This is a genomic window from Thiohalorhabdus sp. (genome assembly GCF_036628635.1).
Taxonomy (GTDB): Bacteria; Pseudomonadota; Gammaproteobacteria; order Thiohalorhabdales; family Thiohalorhabdaceae; genus Thiohalorhabdus.
In genome coordinates this window covers 1-11,227 of the sequence record NZ_JAZKRM010000058.1, presented here as the reverse complement: position 1 = coordinate 11,227, position 11,227 = coordinate 1, and the positions used below count along the sequence as shown (strand labels likewise).

Below are 11,227 nucleotides of genomic sequence, written 5' to 3'. Positions count from 1 at the left end.
CAGCTGTGGAAACTATCCAGACCGGCATCCGGCATGGAACGGGACCGGTAGAGGACCTCGATGGGGAGGAAGGTCGCCATGGGTTTCTGAGCAACGTTCGGCTGATCAACGGGGCCACGGATCACGAGACTCGTCAAAAACTGATGCTTGCCTTCAATACTCCTTTCTATCCGGAGATCATGGTAACGAGCAGCGTCATGGCCGAGGGTGTGGATCTCCACCTGAACTGCCGGCACATCATTCACCACGACCTGGCCTGGAATCCGAGTAATATCGAACAGCGCACTGGCCGGGTGGATCGGATCGGCGCTAAGGCCGAGCGGGCTGGTCAGCCCATCAAAGTCTACATGCCCTATGTTGCCGAAACTCAGGACGAGAAGATGTACCGGGTAGTAACCGACCGGGAGCGGTGGTTCAACGTGGTCATGGGAGGGGGAGTCGTTACTGATGCTCGCTCAGCTGAGCAAATAGCCGAGCGGATCCCTCTACCGGAGGCGGCGGAAGAGGAACTAAAATTGGACTTGTCCGTTTCCAAATACTAGCGGGCGCAGGGCTTGGTTTTGTCTTCTGCCCGAAACGACTTGAGAGCCTCCAGCGCAGTCCAAGCCCTCTAGGTTTTTGCGAGAGGGCCAGTTCCCGTCTCCTCATACGCAGGAGTAAGCTAAGGGGAGTGGTGGAATAGGTTGGGGTCTGGTAAGGAGGGAGGGGATGCCAACGGTCCTGCGGCGGGGGCCCTATCGCTTTTTCTTTTACAGTAACGAAGAGGGCGAGCCACCGCATATTCATGTCCAACGGGAACGCGGCTTGGCCAAGTTCTGGCTGGAGCCAGTGTCCATTGCCAGCTCCAACCGTTTCAACGCGCAAGAGCAGCGCGCCCTGCTGCGTCTCGTTTTGGAAAACCAGGGACTCTTACGGGAGGCTTGGAATGACTTCTTCGGCGGTTGAGCTTCATCCCCGGGCGGAAAGCGTCCAATTCACAGAAGAGGAAATGATCGTTGCCCTGGCTGACGGGCGGAAAATCTCCGTGCCGCTCGCTTGGTTTCCTCGCCTCTCTGAGGCGTCCCCGCAAGAGCTGGAAAATTACGAGCTGATGGGTGAAGGCGAAGGCATTCACTGGCCGGATGTGGATGAGGACTTGAGCGTTTCCGGGCTCTTGGCGGGGTAAGATCCGGTTTCCTTGCCAAGGTCTGGGCGGTTAAGCAATCCTCTCTACGGCGCGGCGAGCTTGGCTGCTAGACCCGATGCCATCGCCAAGGGGGCCGTGATCGCTCGCTGGAGGGTTCCCTCTGGGCTGCGCAGGGTCAACCCCCGCCGGGCCCGTGAGATTCCCGTATACACAAGCTCTCGGCTATTTACGCTAGCTGCCCCTTCCGGCACCAGCATTGCCACCTCGTCCACCTCCGAGCCCTGACTCTTGTGCACAGTAAGCACGTAGGCCGGTTCATAGGCCGGCAGCCTATTGGGGGTCAGGGCCCGATAGCCGCCGTCCGGGGTCTCGAAGTGGACCTTGAGTTCGCCATTGTTCGGCAGGGCGATCCCCACATCCCCGTTGAATAGCTTCAGCCGGTAGTCGTTCTGGGTAACCAGCACGGGTTTGCCGGGGTACCAGTGGCCGGCTGCTGGAATCGTACCGCGAATCCGGAGGGCCTGTTCGATCTGGCGATTCAAAGCCTCGGAGCCGAAGGGGCCCTGGCGCATGGCGTCCAGGACCCCGAAGCCTCGATAGGCCTCGAAGGCCCTGGCCGGGTCCCCGGTTCCGCCGGCTTCAATAAGGGGTTCAAAGTTGCTAGCCAATTCCTGGACCAGCGCCTCCCAGCCTTCGCGCTCCTCGGGCAGGGCCTGCGCGGTCACATCCGGATAGGCGGTATCCGTAAGGACAGCTTTAGCCGCCCCAGTATCGCCCGCCTTCACGGCTCGCACCAGGTGGCCGAGGCCCCCTTCATCCCCGAACCGATGGGTGCGTTGTAGCGCCACCAGGTTGTCGACGAGGGGAGACGGGCTGTCCGCAACCGGTAGCTCGCTGGCCACGATTTCGCCCAATTGATCCCCGAAGGCCTTGCTGAACCCGTTGTCGCCGGCGGCGATCTCGCCGAGCACGCTGCCGGCCTCCACTGGGGCCAGCTGATCCCGGTCGCCGACGATGACCAGACGGGCCTTTGGCGGGATGGCATCCAGGAGCTTGGCGAACAGGGCCACGTCCACCATGGAGGCCTCGTCTACCACCACCACGTCGAAGGGCAGGGGGTTGTCCCGGTTGTGGCGGAACTGGGTGGAGCTCATGCGGGCGCCGAGCAGGCGGTGGAGGGTGCGGGCCTCCTCGGGAATGCGGTTCCGCAAGGCCTCGTCGAGGGGCAACTCGGCCTTGGCGTGGCGGACGGCCTCCTGCATGCGGGCGGCTGCCTTGCCGGTGGGGGCGGCCAGGGCGATCCGCAACTGGTCGGTAGCCGGCTGCTCCAGAAGGGCCGCCAGAAGGCGCGTGACGGTAGTGGTCTTGCCCGTGCCAGGGCCGCCAGTGATCAGTGTCAGCCGGCGGAGCACGGCCACTGCGGCGGCCACCTTCTGCCAGTCCGTTTCCGCTTCGCCCGCCTCGGGGAAAAGCCGGGCCAGGGCGGCCTGCAGGGTGGCCGTATCCACCCCGTCCACGGTCTGGGTGCCGCGCTGAACCAGGTCCTCGGCAATCGCCGCCTCATAGCCCCAGTAGCGCTGGAGGTAGAGCCGGTCGTCCTCCAGGATCAGCGGGCAGAAGTCCCCTGGGTCGCCAACAACCTTTGAGGCCCTTAGCGCGTCCCGCCAGGCATCCAGCTCTGGGGCGACGGCCACCGGTTCGTCCTCCTCGATTACTGGACGCCCCGCTTGGGCCACCAGATCCACGCAGGTGTCGCCCTGCTGCGGCGCCCGGCTCGCCAGGCACGCGCCGAGCACCACCGGCCAGCCGGCTTCGGCATCGCCGCTTCGCGCCGCCCCGTAATCTTTTTGATCCGGCGAAACTGAGCCGGGGTCGCCGCTTCGCGCCGCCCCGTTATCTTTCTGGTTTGGCGAAACTGGGGCGGGGTCGTGCTCGGCCAGGAATCGGGCCAGCTCGAGGTCCACATCGGACAGGGCCTCCCGATTGCGCAGCGTCTCCAGCACCTGCCACATGGTCAGCCCTCCCCTCGGAACAGGCCGTCCAGGGCCTGGATGAGCCCCTCGTCCGGGCGGTCGAAATAGACCCCGGCGCCCTCACCGCGCTCGGGGTCCATCCCGCGCAGGAACAGGTAATACGCCCCGCCGAAGTGATCGGCGTAGCGGTACCCCGGCAGGCTCGCCTGCAGATGGCGGTGTAGGGCCACGCTGTAGAGCAGGTACTGCAACGCATAGCCGTGCTCGGCCACGGCTTTGGCCAGGGCGGCGTCGGTGTAAGCCGCGGCGTTCGGCCCGAGCCAATTGGATTTGTAGTCGGCGAGGTAGTAGCGCCCGTCGGCCTCGAAGACGAGGTCGATGAACCCGCGCAGGTAGCCTGCCTGGGGGCGGAATGCCAGGGCCGGTCCGGCCTCCGGGCTGGCCGCGCCGGGATGGTATCCGTAATCGGCGAGCACCCGGCTCAGGGTCGAATCGGTCAGGCGGGCTAGGGGGTAGTAGAACTCCATCTCGTCGAGCCGGGCGCCGGCACCGATCCCTTGCAGGGAATGGCCCGCCAGCCCGCCGCCCAGGCGCGTTGCTACCGTGTTGGCGACCAAGTCGGTGACGATCTCGCCCCACTGCTCCGGATCGAAGCCGTGCTCGCGCAGGGTGCGGGCCATTGGCTCGTGCCACTCCTCGGGGCCGGTGGTGAAGTCGATGTGCTCCAGCACGCCGTGCAGGCAGGTGCCCGCAGCGCGTCCCTTGGGGAAGCGGGCGGGGCCTTCGAGGGGCGCCTCTGTCACCAGCGAGGGGGTAATCCAAACGTTCTCGCCGCGGTCGGCCTCCGGGCGGTCCGCCGGTTGGCCCTCGATCAGGCCGCTGAAGCTGGTCACGAACCGATCGGTGGCAACTGAGCCGGTGAAGCGCTGCTCGGCCAGTTTGGGCGGGGTTGGGGCTTGGCGCCGGGGGCCTTCCCCGCCTTCGGTGGTGGTGAAGTGGGCGGTTAGTCCGAAGACCTCCGGCCGGGCGTCGACGAAGGCCTCCAGGTGGCCATACAAGGTTTCGGGGTCCGCGGTGGGCACCGTCTTGGTGGCTGCGTTCCAATCGTACCCGGGTTCGGCAGTGGCGTGGATTAGGTAGCCGAAGGCCGATTTGTCCAGCTCGTTGATGGGCCCGGTTAGGAGGTAGAGGCGGTGCACCGCCCGGGTGATCGCCACGTAGAGCAAGCGCAGGTTCTCGGCGAGGGTCTCCTCCTGCTTGCGGTGCTTGGCCGCCTCGCGTTCCTCGGTGCCCAGGTCCACCGTAAGGCGGTTGTCGTTGTCGGGATCGTGGAAATCCACCGCCTGGTTTTTGTCCGGGCTTTTGACGGCGAGGTCCCACAGGAAGGGGCAAAACACGATGGGGTATTCCAGGCCCTTACTCTTGTGGATGGTCACCAGCTGGACCAGGTCGGCCTCGCTCTCCAGGCGGAGCTCTTCCTCCTCGCCTTCGGTACCGGGGGATTGCCGGCGCTGCCCCAGCCAGGCGAGCACGCCTTCCATCCCTAAGTCCGCCTCCTGCGCCTGCCGGTGGAGCAGCTCGGCGATGTGCAACAGGTTGGTGAGCCGGCGTTCCCCCTCGGATTGGGCGAGCAGGCGGGTCTGGATACCCTCAGTGGCCAGCCAGTGCCGGAATAGGCCCATGAAGCCGTGCGCCCGCCAGTGGTCGTGCAGGACCTGGAAGCCATCCGCGATTCGGTCCCAGTGGTCCTCGTCCTGGGTGAGGGCGTATAGCTCGGCGGCGGTATGGCCGTAGAGGGTGGTGGCCAGGGCGGCGCGCAGGAGATCGTCCCGATGCGGCTCCTGGATGGCCGCGAGCACTCGCTCGAGCTCCTCGGCGTCGGGGGTGGCGAACACGCTCTCCCGGGCCTGCTCGACGCTGGCGATCCCCCGCTGGCTGAGCGCGTTACGCACCGCCTGGGCTTGTTTGTGGGTGCGCACCAACACGGCGATGTCCTTGCCCGTCAGCGGCCGCTCGCCGTGATCGGGGTGGGTCAGGCGGGCCTCGCCTTGGTCGCTGGCATCGAGCAGCCGGGCAATCTCGGCGGCCGTTTCCTGCACCGCCACCTCGGTTGCGGCGCCCTTGTTCTTCTTTTTGTCATCGTTGGGGGTCAGCGGCAGGAAGTGCCACTGGAAGGGGGCCGGGTCGAAGTCGGGAAGCTCCAGGCTTTCCTTGGGGTGGGCGGAAGCCACCTCCTTGTATGGGATGGCGTCGAACCAGAAGGGGCGGTTGCGCTGGAATAGGTCGTTGAAGGCGGTGACCAGCTTCGCGGTGGAGCGCCAGTTCTTGGGGAGGTAGTGGGTGTGGCCGTCTTCCCGGGTCTCGGTGTCCCCTCGCGCCCGCAGGTAGGCGAAGATGTCCGCCCCCCGGAAGCCGTAGATGGCCTGCTTAGGGTCGCCCACCAAAAAGATCGGCCCGACAGCCTCGCCGTAGATGCGGTGGAAGATGCGGTACTGGACGGGGTCGGTGTCCTGGAACTCGTCAATCAGGGCCACCGGCAGCCGCTCGCGCAGGGTGGTCGCCAGGGTTTCCCCGGCCGGCCCGTCCAGGGCCCGGTCGAGGTTGAGCATGAGGTCGTCGAAGGCCTGCACCCGGCGGGTCTCCTTGCGCCGGGGTAGCTCAGCCCAGGCGTAACTCAGGGCCTCGTGGACGAGGGTCCAGGCGCGGGCCTCGAAGGCCTCGGCTACCGGTTCCCAGGTGGCCGCTACCTCGTCCATGGCGTCGAAGAAGGGATGGTCCGGGACCTCGTTTCCCTTCTTGGTCCCGCTTTCGAGGCCCGAGGCCGAGAGCTTTTGGAATTTCTCAAACCACCCCGAGGGTGGGGTCTCCCCGGCCAGGTGGGCGTCCATCTTATCCACCCAGCCCGCGATCTTGGCCGCGTCGTATTGGCCGCTTTTGTAGCCGTCGAGGCCGTCGAGCAGGCGCTGGTGGATGGTGGGTTTATCGGTTTGCCACAGCTCCCGGGCTCGGGTGTAGGCATCGGCGTAGGCCTGGAAGTCCACCCCGTCGTCGGTCTCCGGGCTGCGGATGACGACGTCGGGTTTGCCCAGGTAAGAACGGATGGTCCCGGCTAGTTTCTCCGGCCCCATGCCTTTGTCCAGGAGGTAGTCCAGGAAGGGGCGGTCCAGGGTGGGGGCCTTCTGCCGCCAGAAGTCATCAATTACCTCTTGGATGAGCTCGGAGGGGTCGGTGACCAGCTCCATCTCGAAGGGGCGCCGGCCCTCGAAGGCGTGGTCCGACAGGGCCCGCTGGCAGTAGCCGTGGATGGTGTAGATGGCGGCCTGGTCAAAGGACTGCACCGCCCGCCGCAGGAGCAGCTCGGTGCGCTGGGCGTCGCCGCTTCGCGCCGCCCCGTTATCTTTCTGACTCGGCGAAACTGAGCCGGGGTCGCTCTGGTTCTTGATCAGCTCAGCCAAAAAAAGGGGTCAAATCTTGACATGACAGTTTTGTCGAAAGAAGCGGTTTTCCTTCGAGGACTGATTCCCCCTCACCAATTTCGCTTCCCCCCTCCCGCTCCCAAATTCAGCAATAGGACTTCCCCTGTCCGGCCGCTAAAAAGCTCCAGTCCCGACATGACAGCTTGCCGGGAAAGGCTTATTGTTGCTTCGGCGCTGACCCACCTTCACGGACTTCGCTGTCGATCCGTAACTCCTGGTAAACCGTGATTTATGATCCCGGATCTGCCCCTGACATTTGGTGAGTGGCTCCTGGCCAGCCTGGTGCTGGTGGGCGGAGCGGTGGTGCAGGGTTCGGTGGGCTTCGGTGTGGCCCTGCTGGGGGCGCCGCTGCTGTTCCTGCTCAACCCGGCGCTGGTGCCTGCCCCCATGCTCATCGCCGGGCTAACTTTGCCGGCCCTCATCCTGGTGCGGGACCGGGCAGGCTTGGAGAAGGCGCCCCTGGCCTGGGCTCTGCCGGGCTTTGTGGTGGGCTCGGCTCTGGCCGGCGGGGTGGTGACTTCGCTGCCGGAAGGCGGGCTGGCGTTGGCGTTCGGCGGCCTTGTCCTCCTGGCGGTGGCCCTGAGCGCCCTTGGCTGGGCAGCTGCCGAGCCGCAGGGCGGCCACTTGGCGGCGGCCGGCACGCTGGCGGGGTTCATGGCCACGGCCACCTCCATCGGTGGTCCGCCCCTGGCCCTGGTCTTCCAGAACGCCGGCGGGCTGCGGCTGCGGGCGACCCTGTCCGCCATCTTCGTGCCCGGAGGCCTGATGGCTCTGCTTTCCCTGGCGACGGTGGGCCGGTTCGACGGCGAGGCGCTGGTCCTGGGCCTGGCGTTGCTGCCGGCCGTGTTGGCAGGGTTCTGGCTGTCGGGCTATACCGCCCGGACCCTGGACCGGGCCTGGCTGCGCCCGGTGGTATTGGCCGTGTCCGCCCTGGCGGGGGCCGGGGCGGTGGTCCGCGGTCTGGTCTAGGGGGCCGAAGCCAGGCGGGAAGAGGCGGATAAGGGGGGGGCAGGGTGCGCGGCTTCCTGCGGGGCAGTGCCGGTCGGAACCCGGGGGTCATCCCGCTTCGCCCTTGCTGACCAAACCGGTTCCACAATCGGTCCGCTTGGCCGCACCTCCTGCGATTGTCCCCTCTTAGCCCGTTTGCGAGGCACCGGTCGTCTGGGCAAGCTTCGAGAAGCAATCATCCGACATAGAAAAGGGGTCAAGTCTTGACAAGACAGTTTGAGGCCCAAGTAGCCTTCAAGGTCGGACGTTAACTGTCATGTCAAGACTTGACCTCTAATCAGGTTGAATGAAAAACCGTAGCCGTTAACTCTCCCGTCTTTCGCCCTCCTCGGCTGGATAGGACACCGGACTAAGGCAGGCCCCTTCGCCTGCCATTAATGAGGCTGCCGGTGGTCCGAACCGCCGCAGCAATGGCTGGCGGCCTTCCCGGTGACTAGGGATCGCACCGCGGATTCGCGACCTTGAGCCATGGCTCCGTGCACGGCTGGGGCCGACACTTGCTTTTTCATGGAGTGGCCGCAATTCGGGCATGTCGGCTGGGGCGTACCCGCTTGCCAACGGTGCTCGGAAAGGTGGTGGCAAAAGGGGCACTCGAAGTCGAATAGGGGCATGGGCTACTCCTACGGTCAGACCTTCCTGAGCCTTTAGGGGTAGGGGTCGGCTTCCCGGCCCCTGCTGGCGGCTACTTGGCCCCCATCTCCTTGGGCGTGTTCACTTTCTCACCCAGCCGCTGATGCGGCGGGCGCAAATTGCCCGTGTCCACCTCCCAGATCCAACCGCTCACGGTGACATGGTCGGGAATCAGGGGATGATTACGGACGTAATCGACCTGGGCGGCGCAGATGTCGTCCACGGACCGCTCATCGAACATCCGGATCCACTTTCCGAAAGAGCCGCTTTCCAGCTTCAGCTCGGGTACCTCCGGATCAAGCTGGACGTTGTCCGTGTCGATGCCCTTATCCTGGAAGGCCTTCATCAGGGTATCGGTGTGGGCCGACATCATGCCGCACTCGGTGTGGTTGATGATCACCACCTCCTCGGTCCCGAAGAAGTTGCAGGTGAGCATGGCGGACCGGATGGCGTCATCGGTGATAACGCCGCCGGCATTCCGAAAGACATGGGCGTCGCCGTTGTCGCCCCGGATCCCGAGCGCTTCGTCCACCGGCAGGCGCTCGTCCATGCAGGCGCACACCCAAAGCCGGCGGTTGTTGGGGATCCCGGACTGGCGGCGAAGGACCCAGTTGCTGCGTTCCTGGAAATCCTGCTCTAGCTGGCGTTTCAGGGTCATTGCTTTCTCCTCGGGGATGGCCTAAAGGTGGAATGGATCGCAATCCATTCACCTACCCAATTGCATGAGATGTGCCATTCGCCGAAACAGTTAGAAATCCGTTTTTTCAATGTTTTTTATGGGTACCTGCGGGCGGGTGCGAAAGCCTCGTTCGCACCGAGTGGAGGCGGCGAGGCACGAAGAGCCCAAAGGGTTATGGCTGGGTTCAGCGCCTGCGAAGGGAGCATGCGCCCTTAACCTCCAGCCGCGAATCTTGTTTTCGCCCCTGAGGAGAGGCCGATGACCGATTTTTCGTTATCCGAACTATCCCCTATGGGCTTCCTGCAGGCCCTTTTGACCCAGGGGTGGGGCGAGGACGGGGACCGGAGTGCTGAGGCGGTCCGCCACCAGATCGCCACAATCGCCGAAAGCGCTGCTACCTGCTTCGAATCGGCTTACCGGGCCGATCAGACCCTTCCCGAGCCCCTCGATCTCGCCGGCTACGCCGACATGATCACCGGCATAAAGAATCAGATCGGTGGCAACTTCGCCCGCGCTTCCAGCCCTCCCAGTGCCGTGCGGGTGCTCAATCACCGCTGCCCCTTCGGCCAAACCGTCACCGAAGCCCCCGCTCTATGCCAGATGACCGCCAGCGTTTTCGGGAGCATCGCCGCCCGCAATTTCGGCTGGGCCCGGGTTGTCCTTGAAAAGCGCCTTGCGGTAGGGGATGACTGCTGCTCGGTCGCGGTCTATACCGACCCGGAGCAGGCGCCCGCCGGAGCGGGACAGGTTTATAAAAACGAAGCCAACGTCGTCGGGGAGAATGGCTCCCAAAGGGTCCAGGAACGGCTCAAGCGGTTCTGGTGCCGGCAGTCCGAAACAGAGGGGCCCGGTATTCCGGCTATCGTGGCCGAATCGCCGGCCATGCGGGGCATCCTGGAAACGATTGAGATCGCCGCCCCGACCGATGCCAACGTGCTCATTCAGGGGGAGACGGGGACCGGCAAGGAGGTGGTCGCCCGGTCGATCCATGCCCTGGGCTCTCGAGCCAGCCAGCGTTTCGTGGCCGTCAATTGCGGTGCCATCCCGGAGGGGCTTTTCGAGAGCCTGGTCTTCGGCCATGAGCGCGGGGCGTTTACTGGGGCGCACGAGGTCCATCATGGCTATATCGAACAAGCCAATGGGGGCACCCTTTTCCTTGACGAGGTGGACACCCTGCCGCCTTTGCTCCAAGCAAAGCTGCTGCGGGTCCTTCAGGAGGGGTATTACGAGCGTGTAGGGGGAAGCCGTCCCCTGCAGGGGGACGTTCGAGTCGTGGCGGCTACGAATGCCGATCTCGTCCGCCTAGTCGAGGGCGGCCAGTTCAGGACGGACCTTTACTACCGCCTGAACGTCATTCCCATTGCCCTTCCTCCCCTCAGGGAGCGGCTTGAGGATATCGACGCCCTGGTCGACCACTTCCTCGAACAACTGCACGAGCAATATCAGCAGGGGCGCAAGCAGTTAGGCCCGGAAGCTTGGTCCCGGGTCCTCGCCCATTCCTGGCCGGGCAACGTGCGGGAGCTGGAGAATGCGCTGGAGCGGGGGTACTTGTTCAGCAAAGGACCGGTCATCCAATCCCTAGACCTCGGGGACAACAGGGCCCCAACCACGTCTCCGCCGCCAACCAACAACCTGCGGATGGCTCGCAAGCAGGTGGCCGACCGGCTGGAAGCCCGCATCCTTAAAGAAACCCTGGCCCAGGCTGCAGGCAATGTTCGGTGGACCGCCGAACAGCTCGGGCTCAGTCCGAGGGCGGTTCAGATGAAGATCCGCCACCACGGAATCGATCCGGCCTTATTTCAGGAGCCTGCGGCCAGCAGACGGAATATGGAATAAAAAAGAGGCACTCCACGATTTCGTGTAAGTGAGCTAATGAGCATTGTTTTGGCTAGGTAGAGGCCAGGGGCCGAGAGGTTGTGCCTGAGGTATTGCGGCTCCTCGACGCCCCGAGTGGTATTGGTGAGTCAGCTAAAAGCCCCGTAGAACTGCCCGCAGGTGTGGTCGGCCAACCCTCGCAACTTCTCTCGAGCCCCTGGGCAATAGTTGTCCAAGGGGCGGGCGGGCAGCAGAAAGCTCCCCGTACGTCGATTCCCAAACAGGGAAACCTCTTCCGGGTCCCGAAAGTCGAGCCATACCCTGCCGAGAGCAAAGGCGAGGAAAGCGTCTAGCTGGTCGTCGGATCCCGGATCCGCCTCGGGAATAAGACCATATAAGTGCGAGTAGAGCCTAAAAAGGAAAAAGCCTAAAAAGGGGTCAAGTCTTGACAAGACAGTTTGAGGCCCAAGTAGCCTTCAAGGTTGGACGTTAACTGTCATGTCAAGACTTGACCCCTAAT

Annotated in this window: 9 protein-coding genes; 5 read left to right on the top strand and 4 right to left on the bottom strand. The window is 64.4% G+C overall.

Translation table 11 applies throughout. From position 1 onward, the window contains the following. The 3 genes from V5A19_RS12590 to V5A19_RS12580 form a co-directional block, all read left to right on the top strand. Positions 1 to 542 (top strand): helicase-related protein (locus V5A19_RS12590; RefSeq protein WP_332327865.1); only part of this gene is annotated, 542 nt, incomplete at its 5' end. Positions 543 to 708: 166 nt separating this feature from the next. Next, complete coding sequence (locus V5A19_RS12585; protein WP_332319603.1) at positions 709 to 945, top strand: DUF4160 domain-containing protein; 237 nt, start codon at positions 709 to 711, stop codon at positions 943 to 945. After that, positions 926 to 1,165 (top strand): DUF2442 domain-containing protein, encoded by a 240-nt coding sequence (locus tag V5A19_RS12580; protein WP_332327864.1) that lies wholly within the window; start codon positions 926 to 928, stop codon positions 1,163 to 1,165. Before V5A19_RS12585 ends, V5A19_RS12580 begins: the two co-directional genes overlap by 20 nt. A gap of 44 nt (positions 1,166 to 1,209) precedes the next feature. Here V5A19_RS12580 and recD read toward each other — a convergent pair whose 3' ends face one another. After that, positions 1,210 to 3,138: an exodeoxyribonuclease V subunit alpha gene (gene recD, locus V5A19_RS12575; protein WP_332327863.1), complete on the bottom strand. Its 1,929-nt coding sequence runs from the start codon at positions 3,136 to 3,138 to the stop codon at positions 1,210 to 1,212. A 2-nt stretch (positions 3,139 to 3,140) separates the two neighbouring features. Next, on the bottom strand, positions 3,141 to 6,554 hold the full coding sequence (recB, locus tag V5A19_RS12570) for an exodeoxyribonuclease V subunit beta (protein WP_332327862.1): 3,414 nt from the start codon (positions 6,552 to 6,554) through the stop codon (positions 3,141 to 3,143). A gap of 252 nt (positions 6,555 to 6,806) precedes the next feature. Here recB and V5A19_RS12565 point away from each other — a divergent pair, with 252 nt between their 5' ends. Then, positions 6,807 to 7,544, top strand: a complete 738-nt coding sequence (locus V5A19_RS12565) for a sulfite exporter TauE/SafE family protein (RefSeq protein WP_332319607.1) — start codon at positions 6,807 to 6,809, stop codon at positions 7,542 to 7,544. Positions 7,545 to 7,957: 413 nt separating this feature from the next. Here V5A19_RS12565 and V5A19_RS14400 read toward each other — a convergent pair whose 3' ends face one another. Together V5A19_RS14400 and V5A19_RS12560 are read right to left on the bottom strand one after the other, a co-directional pair. Then, positions 7,958 to 8,194, bottom strand: coding sequence for an FmdB family zinc ribbon protein (locus tag V5A19_RS14400; RefSeq protein WP_443081457.1), 237 nt, complete (start codon positions 8,192 to 8,194; stop codon positions 7,958 to 7,960). 71 nt (positions 8,195 to 8,265) lie between these two features. After that, the gene (locus tag V5A19_RS12560; protein WP_332319608.1) at positions 8,266 to 8,871 is read right to left on the bottom strand and encodes a beta-class carbonic anhydrase; all 606 of its coding nucleotides are present in this window, start codon (positions 8,869 to 8,871) and stop codon (positions 8,266 to 8,268) included. 279 nt (positions 8,872 to 9,150) lie between these two features. On the opposite strand from V5A19_RS12560, the gene V5A19_RS12555 reads away from it, so the two are divergent. Then, positions 9,151 to 10,728: a sigma 54-interacting transcriptional regulator gene (locus tag V5A19_RS12555; RefSeq protein ID WP_332319609.1), complete on the top strand. Its 1,578-nt coding sequence runs from the start codon at positions 9,151 to 9,153 to the stop codon at positions 10,726 to 10,728. Positions 10,729 to 11,227: the final 499 nt, after the last annotated feature.